Origin of the sequence: Trichococcus ilyis, from assembly GCF_900109135.1 — a bacterium.
In the GTDB taxonomy this organism is placed as follows: domain Bacteria; phylum Bacillota; class Bacilli; order Lactobacillales; family Aerococcaceae; genus Trichococcus; species Trichococcus ilyis.
The window spans coordinates 1-17964 of the sequence record NZ_FNYT01000022.1 but is presented as its reverse complement, the minus strand read 5'-3'; the positions used below and the strand labels follow the sequence as shown (position 1 = coordinate 17964).

General features: G+C 51.8%; 12 protein-coding genes. 4 read left to right on the top strand and 8 right to left on the bottom strand.

Translation table 11 applies throughout. The annotated features are described in order from the left end of the window. Positions 1 to 5: 5 nt before the first annotated feature. The 4 genes from BMX58_RS10385 to BMX58_RS10365 form a co-directional block, all read right to left on the bottom strand. Positions 6 to 2831, bottom strand: coding sequence for an ATP-binding protein (locus BMX58_RS10385; protein WP_068621180.1), 2826 nt, complete (start codon positions 2829 to 2831; stop codon positions 6 to 8). Then, positions 2812 to 4071, bottom strand: coding sequence for a metallophosphoesterase family protein (locus tag BMX58_RS10380; protein ID WP_068621179.1), 1260 nt, complete (start codon positions 4069 to 4071; stop codon positions 2812 to 2814). Before BMX58_RS10380 ends, BMX58_RS10385 begins: the two co-directional genes overlap by 20 nt. Before the next feature lie 213 nt (positions 4072 to 4284). Next, positions 4285 to 4635, bottom strand: a complete 351-nt coding sequence (locus BMX58_RS10375) for a YlbF/YmcA family competence regulator (RefSeq protein WP_068621176.1) — start codon at positions 4633 to 4635, stop codon at positions 4285 to 4287. Positions 4636 to 5332: 697 nt separating this feature from the next. Beyond that, positions 5333 to 7432 carry a PBP1A family penicillin-binding protein gene (locus tag BMX58_RS10365; RefSeq protein WP_068621172.1) on the bottom strand — a complete coding sequence of 700 codons (2100 nt, stop codon included), beginning with the start codon at positions 7430 to 7432 and terminating at the stop codon, positions 5333 to 5335. Positions 7433 to 7878: 446 nt separating this feature from the next. On the opposite strand from BMX58_RS10365, the gene BMX58_RS10355 reads away from it, so the two are divergent. Next, positions 7879 to 9243, top strand: a complete 1365-nt coding sequence (locus BMX58_RS10355; protein WP_068621169.1) for a hemolysin family protein — start codon at positions 7879 to 7881, stop codon at positions 9241 to 9243. A 56-nt stretch (positions 9244 to 9299) separates the two neighbouring features. Here BMX58_RS10355 and BMX58_RS10350 read toward each other — a convergent pair whose 3' ends face one another. From BMX58_RS10350 to BMX58_RS10335, 4 genes are all read right to left on the bottom strand, one after another. Beyond that, a complete protein-coding gene (locus tag BMX58_RS10350) occupies positions 9300 to 10832 on the bottom strand; it encodes a phosphohexomutase domain-containing protein (RefSeq protein WP_420855194.1) in 1533 nt (510 codons plus the stop codon). 336 nt (positions 10833 to 11168) lie between these two features. Continuing rightward, entirely contained in the window at positions 11169 to 11678 is a 510-nt protein-coding gene (trmL, locus tag BMX58_RS10345; RefSeq protein ID WP_068621165.1) for a tRNA (uridine(34)/cytosine(34)/5-carboxymethylaminomethyluridine(34)-2'-O)-methyltransferase TrmL, read from the bottom strand. Positions 11679 to 11704: 26 nt separating this feature from the next. After that, positions 11705 to 12862, bottom strand: coding sequence for a tRNA epoxyqueuosine(34) reductase QueG (gene queG / locus BMX58_RS10340; RefSeq protein ID WP_068621163.1), 1158 nt, complete (start codon positions 12860 to 12862; stop codon positions 11705 to 11707). 250 nt (positions 12863 to 13112) lie between these two features. Next, positions 13113 to 13970: a methyltransferase domain-containing protein gene (locus BMX58_RS10335; RefSeq protein ID WP_068621160.1), complete on the bottom strand. Its 858-nt coding sequence runs from the start codon at positions 13968 to 13970 to the stop codon at positions 13113 to 13115. 216 nt (positions 13971 to 14186) lie between these two features. Between BMX58_RS10335 and BMX58_RS10330 the strand changes: the two genes are divergently transcribed. The 3 genes from BMX58_RS10330 to BMX58_RS10320 all read left to right on the top strand — a co-directional run bounded on the left by BMX58_RS10330 (position 14187) and on the right by BMX58_RS10320 (position 17879). Next, positions 14187 to 14597, top strand: coding sequence for an Hsp20/alpha crystallin family protein (locus BMX58_RS10330; protein WP_068621158.1), 411 nt, complete (start codon positions 14187 to 14189; stop codon positions 14595 to 14597). 143 nt (positions 14598 to 14740) lie between these two features. After that, a complete protein-coding gene (locus BMX58_RS10325) occupies positions 14741 to 15220 on the top strand; it encodes an RrF2 family transcriptional regulator (RefSeq protein ID WP_338061245.1) in 480 nt (159 codons plus the stop codon). 19 nt (positions 15221 to 15239) lie between these two features. Next, positions 15240 to 17879 carry a YhgE/Pip domain-containing protein gene (locus BMX58_RS10320; RefSeq protein ID WP_068621154.1) on the top strand — a complete coding sequence of 880 codons (2640 nt, stop codon included), beginning with the start codon at positions 15240 to 15242 and terminating at the stop codon, positions 17877 to 17879. Positions 17880 to 17964: the final 85 nt, after the last annotated feature.

Genomic DNA, 17964 nt, shown 5'->3' with positions numbered 1-17964 from the left:
CGCTCTTATTTTAACATGTATACCTGTTCCTGTGGAAATCGTTGCATGCAAGCATCATCGAACGTGAAAAAGAGCACCTGGACATCCTTGCTCAGCTCATCCAACAACGTGAACATGATGTTCTTCCGGTCGTTATCGAAGTTCACAAAACCATCATCGATCAAGATCGGCATGCTGACGATGTCGGCAGTGTTCTTCACAAAAGCCAGCCGCAGCGCAATGTAGAGTTGTTCCACTGTTCCTTGGGACAATTCGTTCGGGAAAAAGGTCGTTCCGTCCTTCCGCTGCACTTTCATGCCATTCTTTTGGAACGCGATGCTGGTGTAGGCACCCTCCGTCAATCGGCTGAAGTAGGTGATCGTATCCTCGAGCATCAATGGCAGGCGATCCTCTTTTCCGTAACGCAATGCCCCTTCGATCCATTCTCCCGCCGTAACCAAGCCGGCCCACTCGACGGCAAGCTCCCTCAGTTCGGTTTCGGCCAAAGCGAACTCCTGCAGCAAAGCGCTGTAGGTGCCGCCTTCTTCCAGCTGTTCCAACTGGTGCCTCAGTTCCACTTCGGTCCTTTGCAGTTTCGCCAGTTCGGCCTTGATCCGCTGCAGTTCCAGTTCATTTTTTTCCTTAAGGGCCGTACTTTTCTTCACGTCTCCGTACCGGTTCAAAAGTTGCTCGCGCCCACTGACCTGCTCATCCAAAAATTCTTTGCGTTTGAGGTTCTGCTCCTGCTTTTCCTTCAGGGCCAACAACTGGTAGAAATCGGCTTCGGTTTTGGCGTTGGCCTGATCCAACAACCGCTGTCTCAGCTGATGGGATTCAGCCAAATCGCGCTGCACCTGCCCCAACTCTTGCTGGAGTTCATTGATTTTTTCTTGAACATGCCCAGCCATGTTTTCCTCCACAACAACAGCAGTCTGTATTTCGGAAAAACGCGCGACCATTTCCGCCGCCCCGAGATGCTCCAAATGGAAACGGCTGCGGATGAAAGCCGTCTGTTCATTCCATCGATCGACGGCGAGTTTCAGTTCGCTTATTTCGGCCTCCTGCTTCAGGATGAGGTCGGCTTTTTCCGCCAACATGGCCCCGGGATCGGCTTGCAATAGTTCCGCGGCCGTCATGCGGGCGGGGTAGCCTTTCTTCTGGAGGAAGGATGTCCATTCGGTTTGAAGCACTTTTCCTTGCTCTTCCGCCTCTTCCCGGCTGTTCAGGAGTTTCAGGAACTTATCCTGCAAAGCCTCGAGCTCTTTGGATACGGCTTCGATTCTTTCCCGGACAGCGGCTTGCTTGAGAAACTGCTCCATCGCTTGTTCGCGGGATCTTTGCGGGGAAGCAGCTTCGTCCTTGTTTTTCGCCGGCTTCCTTGCCGCCAGGAACACCCCCAAGACAGCCAGCATGGCCGCCAACGCCCAGGCAACCGTCCGGAATCCGGGAAGAAGAAAGGACAGGGCCACGAATCCAGCGGCCGCGATCAATGATGCCGTGCCGATCGGATTCGGTTTAGTCGGAGCCGTTGCGTTGCTTGGCTGATCCGGTTGTTGCACTTCGCGCTGCAGCGCTGCATAGGCATCATCAGCCAGCTTCTCGTGCCGGAGCCTTCCTTCCTCCTGTTGGAGGCTTTCCAGCTGTTCCTCATGAAAACTGATGCTGTGGTCCAGCCGCAGCAGCTGCTCTTCTACTTGCGTGATGTCTTGGCCCAGCTGCTGGAGTTTGCCGCGTTCGTCCTCTTTCAGCGGCTCCGGTGCCGGAAGGGCCAGATTCAGCCCATAGGCCAGTTTTTGTTTGGCCAAATCGGCTTTGTTGGTACTGATTTCATTTTCCAGGTAAGTGATCTTGTTCAGGTGTGCTTGGGTTCTGGCCGCACCGTGCTGCAAAGCCGCAAACTCTGATTGGTGCTCCTTGTACCAACCGACATGGGCATATTCGTCAAGCTGTTTCTGAAGTTGCGCTGACCTTTCCTGCAGTTGCGTCTGCGCTTGGATCAAAGCGGCTATTTTTTCCTGCTGGTTCTGCCACTGATAGCGGGCATCTTCCGGCACCTCGCTGTAATCGACAGCCGTAATTTCTTTGTTCAGCCGTTTCCATTCCTGATAACTGTCCGCCAATCGCAGGCTTTCGGTGATTGCGGTTTGTTCCTGCTCCAGGTGTTGCTGTCGCGCCAGCAGTTCAGTCTGCTGTTTTTGGCTGTCCGATAACTGGAGCAGCGAAGCTTCATACGTCGCATTTTTCGCTTTCGCTTGCTGAAGCTTCCGCTGCAGTTTTTCGGCGGCCTGGATTTTCTTGTTCAAAGGCGGGACGCTGCCGCTTGGTTTGAAGCGTTTTGCGGCTTCGTCCCGGTATTCTTTCGCCAATTGCAGCAAGCGCTCACTCCCGCTGGTGCCGATGCTCAACAGATAATGGTTCAGATCCTCTTTCTGGGTCTTTTTCAAGGAAAGCAGGCTGTCAATTTTGAATGTGTACAACGACTCGAATGTCTCACTGTCCATCCCCAACAAGAAACGCCCGAGATTTTTTGTCGTCTGCTGCACGCCATCCGGCAACGTGACGACGGCCTGCCCTTTGTTGCGGTCTTTCACCCGTTCAACGATGACATCCCCGAAGCGCGTTCCTTCCAGAAACAACCGGCCTCCGTATGCTTGCGTTTGTTTCGGGACGTACAGATTCTGGTCTTTCTTGCGGGCGCTGGGGAATCCGAAAAGGACGCTGTTGATGAAGGACGACAAGGTGCTTTTCCCGGCTTCATTTTTGCCGTGGAACACCTGAAGATCCTGCATATCATCAAAAGGCCGGTCCACCCATTTTCCGTAGCCATATATTTCAATCTTCCGTATCTTCACTGTCATCCTCCTCGAATGCGACCGCCTGCACCAGCATCGTCTTTGCGGCTGCCAGCACTTCCTCTTTGAAACGCCGGTCTTTTTTTAAATCAGGGAATGTCGTCCGGACCAGCGGATGCTGGAAAAAACTGTCCAACTGTTGATAGAATACGTCATCGGCGCTGATTTCCGCCCAACTTTTCGAAAAACTCTCCTTCATGACCTGATCAAAAGAAAACAGTTCCTTTTCCGTATCGACCGCAATTTTTGTCTGGTACAAATATACGAAAGGCCGGTCCAGCCATTGTCTGACACCATCCAGGATTTCTTCATCCTCGATTTTTTTGACGACATCCGGATGAAGCTCCTGGATATCCGTGAAGAGCAGCGACAACAGCACACTCGCTCCATGCCGGGAGCAATAGTGTTCCATCCGCTCCTCGATGCGCGCAGACACATCATTCAGGTTTTTGCATCCGAGCAGCGACAAAGTCTCTTTTTCCCATACAATCGGCGCCGTCGGGAGAAAAGCCAACGCAGGTGCCATTCCTTTCCGGAGAGTCACCAGATAGGCTCCTTTTGCTTCGGTCTCATTCGGATTCCGGCCTTGCGTATTTCCGCAATAGACGACTGGCGGAGCCGATTGCAGCTCCTGTCTTTTGTGGATGTGCCCCAATGCCCAATAATCATAGTTTTTCGCATTCAATTCGCCCAAAGAAAATGGCGCATAAACGCCTTCTGAAGCGTTCAATCCTTCAAGATAACCATGCAGCATGCCGATGTGGTAATCCACAGTGTGATTCCGGTTCGGGTATTCGACGATCATCCGCTCCTCGACCCACCTGGAAGCATAACTGAAGCCGGTAATGGCCACGCGCTCCCCGGTTTTGGTGGTCAGGATTTCTGTCGCGACTTCCTTTTCGAAGACCGTCACGTTCTCCGGAAGCTGCAGTTTCAGCGCTTCCCTACCGAGAAAGTCATGGTTCCCGTGCGACAAATAAACCGGAATACCGGCACGATCCAGCCTGCCCAGTTCATCCCTCAAAAAGGCCTGGGCTTTGACGCTCTGATTCTCTTCATCGTAAATATCCCCGCTGATCAGGAAGAAATCCACTGCAGCCGCTATGGCTTGCGTCACCAATTCACGGAAAGAATCGAAAGTGGACTGGTAAATGGCTTCAAAAAGTTGCGGCTCCAGCTGTTTGATCCCTTTGAAGGGGCTGTCCAAATGGAGATCCGCTGTATGGATAAATGTGATCACAAGCTGTCCTTCTTTCTGCATTCATACTCAATCTGACAAAGCAAGTTTGCTTTGGAACACCCATAAAAAATCAAAAAAAACTGCGCCATTTCCTTCGAAGATCGGATGAAGGACATCGGATGGCATTGATAGGCAATGCGTTGAACCCTGTCCTTATCTATCATCCGGCCATTTTTTCGGAAATGGTCACAGCTTATCGTCAATAACTAAGTCTTAATCTTGTGCAGGTGCGTATAATTCCTGCAACGGCTTCGTGATGATGGCATTGACTTCTTCCATCAATTGGCTCAACTGTTGCTCTTTAGCCATCAAAGATTGGATGACTTCATTGCCGGATGCTTTCTCAGCGACCGCTTGCGCAGAAGCCACATCATCATCCGTGATCGCCGCGCCGGTCATTTGCTTTTGCTGCAGACCGATCTGCACATTACGGAACTCCTCAAACAATTGAAAAGCGACTTGATCTTCTCTCATAGCTGTATAAGCAGCAGACAACTCTGTGAACACAGCAGCCTCGCGCAGATTCTTTTCCAACTCATAAGCTGTATCATAAATATTACTCATTATCCCATTCCTTCCATTCACATATTATATAAACTATAACATTATCCGAACAATAAAGCCATCAAAAACCCGAAAATACGTTCGCAAAAATCAGAGCGTGATGAATCCCGCTCTAGAAATCGAGCACTAAGAGGACTAGCAGAAAGCGGCCGCTTTTTGGCCGCTTGTGCTAGTCAACTTAGGCGGAGATTTCTGGGATTCAGAACGCGTTTTCGCAGAGCGTGAGAAAAGTCGCTTAGCTCCCCGTACGTTGGAGCATCCCACGAAGGGAACCTCTTTTGTTCACTACGGGGGAAGCAAAACGTTAGCGGGAGCTGACTTTTCGAACGCGTTTTCGCAGAGCGTGATGATACGCGCTCAGGGGATGAGCACTAAGAGGACTAGCACTGTGACGTTTGAGGTCTTTCGCAAACTCATTATTAGGCCGGGCGATCCCATAGAACGATATGCTCTGGTTGTCCGATTCCCTACAATTATCGGACATTTCTCAACAAGCCTGTCAAAAAAAGAGAGCGGGACAGAACGCGTTTAGCTCCGGACCACTGGAGCGAACAAGCGCAGAATGGCTGCAGGCCATTCGAGCATTGTTCGTGAAGTGGAGCCAGGGGCTGCGTTCTGTCCCGCGTTTACGCACACTATGTTCGGATACAAAAAGAGACTGGGAGTTTAGTCCCAGCCTCTCTCCTCAACTCACTCTCTACTGCCCGAATGCCTCATTGGCCCAGTCGAACAACTTCTTCGACCCTTCTCCGACGGTCTGGCCGAAGGAATCCATCCCGTTGAGCCATTCCTCCATGCCTTTTTTCAGACTGCCCATGATGCCTGTGTCATAGGTATCCTCAGCGGCAGCGACCGCAAATTCGGTCTGCGGGCTGATCGACAACAAGGAGCCCATCTCGGCACTGTACAGATTCGCCATCGTCTTCCCGGCGTTGTTCAGGTTGTGGGTTTCATTGGTTTCGTCATATCCCAGCCAAGTGGCGACGACTATGTCCGGGGTATACCCGACCATCCATTGCGATTTGATGTAGCCGGTTTCCCTGTCAAGTTCCGTCGTTCCGGTCTTTCCGGCGATCAACATCCCGTTCGTTGGCTGCGCCGATGCTCCGGTCCCGCCCTCTGCGTATACGCCCATCAGCATGCTCGTCATTTCCTCCGCGACTGCGGCAGTCGTGACCCGATTCGTCTTCGGTTTCGTGTTGTCGACGATAACCGCCCCGGTCGCATCGACGATTTTCGTGATGAAGCGCGCTTTTGTGCGCACCCCTTCATTCACGAAAGTCGTGTAGGCACTGGCCAGTTGCACCGGCGAAACACCGGTGCTCATCCCGCCGAGCGCAATGGCGCCCAGATTCTCATCCGCTTCACCGATGGGGATGCCGAAATCCTCCAATTTGGAGATCCCTTTCTGGATGCCCAATTTGTCCAGCAGCCAGACAGCAGCGGTGTTCTTGCTCTCGGCAAGCGCTTGATACATCGGCAAAGTATCGTACAGGCTGACTTGATCATAATTCCAGACGGCATAATCGTCATCGCCGTACGTCAAGGAATCATCATCCATGACTGCCGCATCGACTGCATATCCCGCCTCAAGAGCCGGGGTGTAGACGGACAACGGCTTGATCGTCGAACCCGGTGCCATGGTCATCTGGGTCGCGCGATTGTAGGTCCGGAAGCCTTCATAGTCTGTTCCGCCGACGACCGCAAGCACATCGCCTGTAGTCGGTTCCAATGCGACGGAAGCGCTCTGCAGCAAGGTTCCGTCTTCAGCTGCCGGCAGATAGGCATTCGCATAGGCGTTACTCATCTGATTCTGATAGTCCTGATCCAAACCGGTGTAGATTTTGTAGCCCCGGTTCAGCAAATCCTCTTCATCCAGGCCGTATGTATTGATTGCCTCGTTGATGACTGCGTCAAAATAATAAGGATAATTGTAGCCGCTATCGGCATAATAACCGTCCACAACGATGATGTCTTCGGCGATTGCGGCGTCAGCCGTCGCTTGGTCGATGAAACCATTGTCCGCCAACAATTGCAGGACGGTATTCCTTCGATCCGTGCTTGCTTCCATATTGTCGATCGGGTTGTAGTAGCTCGGCGACTTCAGGATACCAGCCAACACAGCCGCTTCCGAAAGGCTGACTTCACTCGCCGCTTTTCCGAAATATTTCTGCGAAGCGTCCTCGACACCCCAGACACCGGAACCGAAGTAGGCATTGTTCAGATACATCTCCAGGATTTCGTCCTTCGTGTATTTGTTTTCGATTTCGAACGCCAGGAACAACTCCTTGGCTTTCCGGGTGAGCGTCTGATCCAAAGTCAGATAGGCATTTTTCGCCAACTGTTGCGTCAGCGTCGAGCCCCCGCCGACGATGTTACCGCCGTTCAGAACAAAGCCGACAGCGGCGCGACCGATTCCGATCGGGTCGACCCCGGTGTGCGTATAGAAGCGCTTGTCTTCCGTCGATACGACGGCAGTCTGGATGTTCGGGGAAACCTGATCGATCGACACGAACGTCCCTTTCTGCGAATAGAGTTCCCCGGCTTCATTGCCGTAGCGGTCATAGATGACGGTCGTCTGTTCCAGGCCGGCCTTCAGATTTTCGACATTGGCGGTCTTGGCCAGGAAAACAAGATAGGTGCTGCTGATCAGCGTACCGATCAATAAGAACAACACAATAAATTTGTTGATGCGGTATTTCCGCCAAAGGTTTTTGCGTTTCCCGTTGAAACGGACCCACCCGGCTTTCAGTATTTCTTTGATTGGTTTGTTTTGCATTTTTTCATCCTTCTTCATTTAATCCATCCCCCCACAGGCTGTCGAAAAAGCTTTGACTGTACGCGCGGCTCCAGGGCCACGGACTGATCTTGCCTCTCGGCAAGAGGTTTCCGTTCCATAGTAACAGCAATCAGCCAAATAAGAAACCGCCTAAAGTCGCAGAAATGCGCGCTTATTGCAATTTCTCTATTTTGATTTATAATTTTAGCATAAGTATCGTTTTGAATTAACCGAATTTTGCTTAAATAATTATTAAGGTAGGTGGCACCAGTGGGACAGATTACATCAGATGGCAATCATCTGTAGACCAAAAGAATTTTCGAAAACGCGCATTTTCAGGGATTCTTTTGGTCGCATTCATTTGTTTCAGCGTGAAACCAGAGATCTCGTGAAGAAATTTCCTATTCAGGATCATTATTTCACAGGAGGTGACGTCTGCTTTTTCAGGATGCAGACGAACAATCATGTCAATTACAACCGGGTTATTTTTATTTTTCCTTATCCTTTTCATCGCTTCGTTTTTCGTCATGTCGGAATACGTGCTGGTCAGGATCCGCCCTTCTCGGCTGGATTTTTTGGTGGAGGACGGCAATAAGCAAGCCAAATTATTGAAATCGATGACCGTGAAACTGGACAGCTATCTTTCGGCGACGCAGCTGGGCGTCACGATCACTTCCCTTGGACTTGGTTGGTTGGGGGATCCCACCTTCAAGCGGCTGTTCGACACGCTTTTCGGCAATTTGCCGATTCCGGATGCAATCGCGACGCTTCTTTCCTTTGTCGTTTCCTTCGCTGTCTTGACATCCATCCAGGTCATCATCGGAGAGCTCGTCCCGAAAAACGTTGCCTTGAGCCGCACCGAAAAATTGGGCTTGCGCATCGCAAAACCATTGAACATCTGGTACCGGGTGATGTATCCGCTCATTTTCGTGCTGAACAAAACCGCCAACGGCATTTCCAAAGCAATCGGCATGAAGACGATCGGCGAATCGGATGACAACGTTTCCGAGGAGGAGCTGCGCCTGATCATGAGCCAGAGCCTGAAGAGCGGGGAAATCAACCGCGAGGAATACCAATTCGTGGAAAATGTCTTCAACTTCGATGAGCGGATGGCGCGCGAAATCATGATACCGCGCACAGAGATTGTGGCCGTCGATTTCGACATGACGCTGAGCGATATCGCCAATGTCGTCCAACAGGAAAAGTACACCCGCTATCCGGTCATGCGTGAGGACAAGGATTCGATCGTCGGGGTCATCAACACGAAGGAAGTTTTCGCCGCCTTCGTTGAAGCTGTCCAAAAGAAAGATGAAAGCAAATTCACCGTCACCGACTTCATCCGCCCTGTCATCACGGTCATCGAGACGATCCCGATCAAGGAACTGCTGGTCAAGATGCAGAAGGAACGTAACCAAGTCGCGATTCTGATCGATGAATACGGCGGCACAAGCGGCCTCGTTTCGATGGAAGACATCGTGGAAGAGATCGTCGGCGACATCAGCGATGATTTCGAAACAAAGGAACGTCCGGAATTCATCATGCTGGGGGACAACCATTACCGCATCAGCGCCCGCATGCTGATCGACGATGTCAACGACCTTTTCGGCCTGGACATCGACAATGAAAATGTGGACACGATGGGCGGCTGGATGCTTGACCAAAAATACGACATCAAGGAAGGCGAAGAAATCACCTACCACGGCTACCTCTTCAAGGCCATCCAAAAAGAGAAAAATTCGATCATCGTCATCGACATCTTCACGACAAAGAAACCGAAAAACCATGAAGCCTCGGAAGAAGACGAAGAAGAAATCAAAATAATCGAATAACCAAAAAAAGACTTTGCGGCTCAGCGCAAAGTCTTTTTTGGGTGCATCAGGTAAGCTTAATGCAGATGGCCCGTATCCAATTCCGGACGGCCCTTGAAGAACGGCAACACGGTCTTCGCGATCAACGGCAATTTGCCGACCTCATCGCTCTCGATCGTCCATACAAGCAGCGGCTCATGCAAGCTCAAGCGCAGGATGAACCACCCTTCCCCGTACTGTCCGCTCAGATTCACACGCACCCCCTCAAGGTGATCGGCTACCAAGTACATGTCCTCTGTCGCTGCGATGAAAGCGGCGAAATCTTTGATGATGGCATTGCCCACTTCAAAAATCGGTTCCTCGATGATCGTGAAGCGGTATTCCATTGTTTCCGCCGGTTGTCCCAGCGTCGCGATCAGATCCCCTAAATGTTTTCCTTCCGTCGACAGCTGCGCATCGGCAATCAGCAGTTTGGCGATCAGATAGGCACCGTCATCCAGGAAATAATTCTCCTTCAGAGCAGCGTGTCCGCTCGTTTCGATCGCCAACACCGCATTGGTGCCCGCTTCATTCAATTCGATGCCGCGGTTGATGACATTCCGGTAACCGGTCAGATAACGGTCCTGGACGCCTCCAAGTTCGGTGATGAACTTCTCCAAGTGGGCGGAGGTTGCCGAATTCGTCACGATCGTAGCGCCTGGTTCTTCCTTCAAAAGGACGGCTGAAATCAAGGCAATCAGATTGTTGCGGTTGAATGCTTTCCCATCGCTGTCGACGATTGCGGAACGGTCCACGTCCGTGTCGAAAATGATCCCGAGGTCGGCCTTGTTCGCAATCACGGCATCCTGGATGCTTTTCATTGCTGCTTTATTGTCCGGATTCGGGACATGGTTCGGGAACGTACCGTCCGGATCAAGGAATTGACTGCCGGAAGTATCGGCTCCCAAAGGCTGCAGCACCCGATCCACAAAGAATCCGCCCGCCCCATTGCCGGCATCCACGATGATATGGCGGCCGCTCAACGGTTTTTCAGAATTCTCTTTGGAGTCGATCCCTTTGCGGATTTTGTCCTGGAGATCGGCTGCATAAGCAGAAAGCAAGTCCTTTTCGATCACAACGGCCGCTTGTTCTTTTTCCGCAAAGCCTTCAGGCATTTCGTAGGCGTACTCGAGAATTTCTTCGATATCTTCATGCTCCGCTCCACCCGTTTTGGTGAAGAATTTAAGTCCATTGTATTCAAACGGAAGATGGCTGGCTGTGATCATGATCGCCGCATCCGTCGCATACTCATCATACTGTGTAGACATGAACATCGCCGGCGTAGTGGCTAGGCCGACATCAATGATTTCGATGGCATAAGGCGCCATGCCCGACATCAGGGCCGTTTTGATATCCCCTCCGGATAAACGGCTGTCCTGCCCGATCGCAATTTTGACTTTCTTATCGCCGTTCAAGCTGATGTTTTTCCCTTTTTGCAACCAGTCCACGAAACCATAGCCGATGCGCGTCACTTTGTCCGCCGTCAATGTCGCTTCATGTTTTTCCGTCGCAATCGCGATCCCGCGAACATCCGATCCATTCTGTAAGGCCAATAATGCAGCTTTTTCCATCATTCCATCCCCTTTTCGATTTTACGGTACTTCCATTATACCCATTCACTGAGCATAAAAAAAGACGACCGAAGCTTTTTTTGCTTTCGGCCGATAAAGAAAAGCGGAACGGGTTCGTTCAGCCCTGAAAGAAATTTAGGAAATCGGTCCGACTGAGCATCGAAGAGCGCAATAGGACCGATTTATCTAATTTCCGAAGGGCTAACCCGTGAAGCTGGACATCATTTTAGGTGCACAAAACATTTTTCTAACTAGTGGAGTACCTACTTTGATGCACTTCTGCATTAAAAATACAATATACTTTGCTACTTTATCAGAAAAACCGTACAGGTCCGTTTATCCCTTCAGCTTATCGTTCTCATAAGTGTGGGTCAATTCCAGATTGGGGAACCCTTGCTGACGCAATGCTTCATAGACGACCATGCAAGCAGTGTTCGAAAGGTTCAGGGAACGCACATGCTCATCATTCATCGGAATGCGCAGGCATTTTTCGGCATTTTCCTGCATGAAAGATTCAGGCAAACCGGTCGTCTCTTTTCCGAACATGAAGAAAATATCTTCGTCCTTCGTGAAATCAGCTTCGCTGTAGATGCGGTCGGCGAACTTCGTGATCAGATACAGCTGGCGATCGCCCAGATAGTCGAGGAAGGCCGCCAGATCCGCGTGATGGACGATGTTCACGTCATGCCAGTAGTCAAGACCGGCACGTTTCAATTGTTTGTCATCAGTCGAAAAGCCCAACGGTTCGATCAGATGCAGTGTTGTATTGGTTGCGGCGCAAGTGCGCGCGATATTGCCTGTATTCGCAGGGATCTGCGGTTCAAATAGTACGATGTGGTTGGTCATTAGTGACACTCCTTCATTATTTTCTATTAATCTGCTTCCTTGGTTCCGAGCATTTTCAGATATGCTTTCTCCAGTTCAGCTTTGGTTTCTTCATCCGTTTCGGTTTTAAGGCTTTCGGAGAAAAAAGCCAACAATTCCGGGTTGGCCTCGCGCACGATTTCCGCGATGGCCCAAGCCGCCGTCCCGCGCAGCACCGGCCGGGGATCCTGCTCAATCATCCGCAGCAGTTCCGGAATCGCCGTCCGGTCGCGGTAATTCGCCAAAGCGATGACCGCGTTGCGCTGCAGCGGTTTCTTGCCGCGCCACGAGCCTGCCAGATGTCCGAACTGCTCCTTGAAATCCCGGTTCGAGATCGTCAGCATCGGCTGCAGCACAGGCGTGACGCTTGCCGGTTCCGGCTCCATTTCCGGATGCAAATGATGATCCATGCCCCGGTTATACGGGCAGACCTGCTGGCAGATATCGCATCCGTAAATGACATGGCCGATTTTTTTGCGGAATTCCTCCGGCATGTACCCTTTTGTCTGCGTCTGGTAGGACAGGCAGATATTCGGATTCAATTGGCCGTTGCCGAGGACCGCCCCGGTCGGACAGAAATCCACACAGCGCCTGCACTCCCCGCATCCGTTGACACCCGGTTCGTCCGCCGGGAAAGGGATATCCGTGATGATTTCCCCCAGATAGACATAGGAGCCGAATTCGCGTGTGATCAACAGGCCGTTGCGGCCGATGAAGCCCAGCCCGGCCCGCTGCGCCACCACGGTATCGATCAATTCTCCGGTATCCACCATCGGCTTGAAACGGGCATCCGGAATTTTTTCCTGGATGAAGGCAATCAAGCGCTCCATCCTGTCGCGGAGGATGACATGGTAATCGGTCCCCCAGGAAGCGCGCGAGAAATTGCCGCGGCGCTCCCCGCGTGCCCGCTCCGCTTTTTCGGTCATTTTGCTCGGGTAGGCCAGCGCTATCGAAAGGATTGCCTGCGGATTTTCGAATATCCGCTCCGGATAGATCCGTTCGTCCAGATCCGGATGCTCAAACCCGACAGTATGGCCCTTCGCATGCTGCTCCTTGAGGCTTTCCAGCATGTATTCGAAAGGTTCGGCGGTCGTGAACCCCAGCTTATCGATGCCCAGCTTTTTGCTTTCTTCTATTATTTCAGCCTTCAATGCGGCAAAATCCATTTTCTCCTGCTCCTGACAGTCAGTATTTTTTGTACCACTCGGCGCATTCGTCGGTCCCGAAGATTGCGAAAATGCGCACAAAAAAACGTATCGTTTCGGTGTCAGGCACGGCGAATGCGATACGTTGGTCTGGTTCATTTTGTGAAACAAAACGATAATAATGGCTACAAAATGATATACGTATTATAACACATCACACCGCTGTGTCAACATTTTTCGGAATTTGATCAAATTTCTATCCCTGCGGAAATCAGTTTTCTTTACTGGCAACCAAAATCGTGACGGCCACAGTGACGGACTTCAAAGGATTCGCCTTTGCGTTCGCCAGTGCTGCTTCCGAAGCACCCCACGACAACGGCGTCATCTCCATCAGCCAGCCATAGCTTTTGGCATCGAGTTCCACGGTATAATTGAGTTCTTCCTTGATTGCCTCGGGATATATATCACAGAAACGGTCCACCACCTGGTGATTGTCGTACTCCCTTTTTGTGGTATCCAACGCATACAACTGTTCCCGCAGTTCGATCAGATATTGGGCATTCGGCACAACCTTGATGACCTTCCCGCCCGGTTTCAAAACGCGATCGAATTCCAGATAATGCGATGGTGAAAAGATGTTCAGGATGGCATCAAAAGCATTTTCCCCAAAAGGCGAATGCGCCAGATCGGCCACACACCAGAAAGCATCCGCGAAAAAATTGCCGGCTGCCAACTGGATCGCATCTTTGGATATATCAAAGCCTATTTTTGTTCCCCGTAGCCCTTTTTCGGTCAAATAATGCAGATGCGACCCTTCCCCGCAGCCGACATCGAGAACCGTTGCTGACCCCGGATCATCGATATGGGCGTATACGGCATCCAACAAAGGATGGAAAAAACCGGTATCAGCCAAATTTTTCCTGCTCGACAGCATATCCTTATCGTATTCGTTTTGGCCGCCCTTCATCAGAAGATGCAGCGTGCCTTTCTTCGATACATCAAACCGGTGCCCATTCGCACAGACGACGCTGTGACCATCCAGCTTTTCAAAAGCTCCTTTGCATACAGGGCACTGGAAAAGATTCCGATGTTCCTGCAGAAAAAGACTGCCCACCTCAATTTTTTTCATTTATGACTGTCCTTTCTCGGCCTCTCCGTTTACCCGGCGCGAGGCATCCACTGTCTCAAAACTCCCCTAACAGTTTACCACACAACCCGATCGGATTCAGCCTTAGCATCGCTCCCGCCACTTTGGAACCGTCTTCATTTTTGTGGAAATTTTGAAGCCATAGGTTTATACTGAGTGTGAACGAAAGGTTCAACAAAAAGAAAGGGGATTTTTCAAATGTCAAATGAGTTACGCAGAAGCAACAGTTTCTTCGACCTGCTGTCAGACACCGGCTCGATGTTCCAAAACCGTTTCTTCCAGGACATCAAGATGGACGTCCATGAAACCGAGGACAACTATCAGGTGACAGCCGATCTGCCGGGCTATGCCAAAGAGGATATCACTGTGGATTACGATAACGACATTCTCTCCATTTCAGCAACACGCCAATCGGAAAAGGTCGACAAAGACGAAAAAGGCCATATCATCCGCCAAGAACGTTCTTCTGGCTCCGTCCACAGAGAAATTTATCTGAAGGGCATCAATGAAGCCGACATCACCGCCACTTTGACCGACGGTGTCCTGAATCTCGTGCTGCCTAAGAAAGAACCTACCCCTCCGGCCAAACGCAAAATTGAAATTTTCTGACCAAAACTGTTTTAGGAACAGCCGGACAAACCAGCAATCGGTTTGTCCTTTTTTTGTTTCTGAAAAACAAAAAGCTTGCTTTGGTGCCCATCAAGAGATAAAATATATCCACGGATAAAATATATCTACGGAAGAAGGCGAAAATGATGAAAATGAAAAGCGGTGTCGAACAGGCCATCTGCATTCTGATCATGCTGGCGACCCAGATCGATCAACGCCCCATCCGGAGCGCCATCCTCAGCAAACGTCTGTCCGTTTCCGATTCATACCTGAAGAAAGTGATGCGCTCCCTTGTCGTATCCGGCTTGGTCGATTCAGAAGCGGGCAAGGACGGCGGCTTCAAATTAAGACGGACGCCGGATGAGATCACGATGCTGCATATCTACGAGGCAATCGAAGGGACGCACAGCTTTGTCCGGCCGACCAATCTGGCGGAAAAGGTGTTCCTGCGCGCGGAAAAAATCAGGGACAAGAAACAGGAAGTCCTCGAGGTATTCTTCGATGCGGAGCAGCAGTTCAAAGCCCGCCTGCAGCAATACACGCTCGGATCGCTTTTGGCCGAAGGTTCGGAGAGGATCGGTGCTGCCGATTGGGAAGCCATCGTCCTCGCCGCAGAAAATTAATAGAAGGAAGTGCAAGACTTTGTTGAAGCAAGAATGGCAATCGATTTTCAGAACGAAAAAAATGTTGATCATCCTGTTCGGGATCAGCCTGATCCCTTCCCTTTACACCGTGCTGTTCCTCAGTTCCTTGTGGGATCCCTACGGCAAACTGGCCGACCTTCCCGTGGCTGTGGTGAACCAGGACAAGTCCGTTTCTTATAATGAGGAAACCTTGGCGATCGGAGACTCGCTTGTTGCCGGCTTGCAGGAATCCGATGCCTTGTCCTTCGATTTTGTCTCTCAGGAGGAAGCGGATGCAGGTTTGGCGGATGGCAGCTACTATATGGCCCTCACCATCCCGGAGGATTTCTCGGAAAACGCAACAACCTTGCTGGAGGAAACACCCCGGCAGATGCAACTGACCTACCAGACAAGCGCAGGCAGAAGTTACATCGCCTCCAAATTGACGGCATCGGCCGCAAACGAAATAAAGGATACCATCTCCGATGAAGTGACCGCCATCTATGCGGAAACCGTCTTTGATCAATTGCGGACCGTAGCGGATGGGATGACGCAAGCGGCTGACGGCGGCGCGCAACTCAGCGATGGGACCGCCCAGATCAAGGAAGGCAGCGAAAGCTTAACTGCAAATCTCGAAACGCTTGCGGGCAGCTCCCTCGCCTTCAGTGACGGTGCTGATACACTTGCGGTCGGACTGCAAACCTATCTGGACGGTGTCGCTCAGTTGGATGCCGGAGCTACGGCATTGAACGAAGGCACAGCTCAGCTGACAGCTGCCATGCCGGCCATGCAGAAAGGCATCAGCCAACTGAGTGACGGAGCGGCTGCCACGGCTGCCGGCAGCGCAACGCTGAGAAGCGGACTCTCAAATGCAGCCACCAACAGCCGTACCCTTTCGGCAGGCATGGATGCCTTGAACGGCGGAATGAGCCAATTGGCAGAAGGCAGCGCAGCTTTAACCGCCGGACTGAACGAGTTGAGCACAAACCTGACAAGCACGGAGCAGCAGGAAAAATTGGCTGCGTTGCAAGGCGGACTCGACCAGATGAAAACCGGCATCGAAACGCTTGACAGCCAACTGCAGCAATCCAGTCTTTCGGCGGATTTGACGACCGCTTTGTCCCAACTGGAAGGTCTCTCAGCTACAGTAGCAGCTGCCCAAGCCGAGCTGAACAATATTGCGGCAGCGGCGGATCCATCCGTGAATGCCGCAGCCATCATGACTGCGATCGCACAAAGCGGCGTCGAATTGACCCCTGATCAGGAAGCTGCAGTCAGCCAGGCCGTTGCTTCACAGATGGCAACCGTCTCAAGCGCACAAGCCGGTTCGATCGAAACGATCGCTAACGGCTTCACCGCCCTTTCCGGATTGGGAGGAATCGATACCTCTGCCGTCACGCAGCAAGTGGCCGCACTCCAGAACAGCATCAGTAGCCTGTCTTCCGGTTATGCGAATGTCTACACGGGAGCAACGACGCTTGTATCACGGATTGGGCAAATCGGCGCAGCCAGCCAGACGCTGTTGGCCGGCTCCCAATCCTTGCAGACCGCCCTCATAAGCGCACAAAGCGGCGCCCAGAAGCTCGCTGGCGGCATGAGTCAGCTCACATCCGGGTCTGAACAACTGGCTGCAGGCGGACAGAGCCTTTCAGAAGGCAGTACACAAGTCAGCGCCGGCTTGCTGACCCTGAACGAACGGACTGGGACCCTTGCAGCAGGCGCGGCGGATCTTAAAGAAGGAACACAGGCACTGGCTGACGGAACCACACAGCTTGTCGAAAACGGCAGCCTGCTGAGTACCGGGACCAAGCAGCTTGCTGAAGGTGCCGTAAAAATCGGTGATGGTTCCGGGCGATTGGCGGATGGATCAGCGCAACTGGATGCCGGACTTGCCACTTTGCTCTACGGCACAAACGAACTCGGCGCCAAGCTGCTGGAAGGCAGCGCCGCCCTGAACGAAGTCGATGCGACGGAAAATACCTACGCGATGATGGCCGAACCGGTCGTCGCCAACCAGATCGAAACGGCGCCTGTTGCCAACAACGGTACCGGGATGGCTCCCTACATGATGTCCGTTGCCCTTTTTGTCGGCGCCATCAGCCTGAACCTGATGTACGACACCTTTACTCCGCAGAAATATCCGAAGAACGGCAGCAGTTGGTGGGCCAGCAAAATCTCCGTTCTCGCGGCTGTCGGCGTCTGCCAAGCCCTCATCATGGTCGCGCTGCTTGTGAACGTGAACGGCTTGGCGCCGTCCTCGATCGTCAAAACATTGCTGGTCACCGTTTTGACTGCGCTAGTGTCAGTCTCGATCGTCATGCTCTTCAACCTGTTGTTCGATAAAGTCGGCTCCTTCCTGATGCTGATTTTCCTCATCCTGCAATTATCGGGATCCGGGGGCACCTATCCGATCCAGTTGTCGAACGGTTTCTTCGAGGCGATCCATCCCTATCTGCCGATGACTTATTCGATCGATGCTTACCGGCAGCTCTTCGGCATCGGCGGCAGCATCTCCACGGATCTGGCCATCCTGCTGACGATCCTGATCGCCTTCAATCTGCTGATTGTCCTCTTTTATACGGTCAAACGGAAATCATTGCGGCAGGAAGATTTTGAGAACGAGGAAAAATCGGCTGCTCTGGAAACCCAAACTGCTTAGAAAAGACTCTATGAATGCAAAAGAGAGCGGGACAGAACGCGTTTAGCTCCGGACCACTGGAGCGAACAAGCGCAGAATGGTTGCA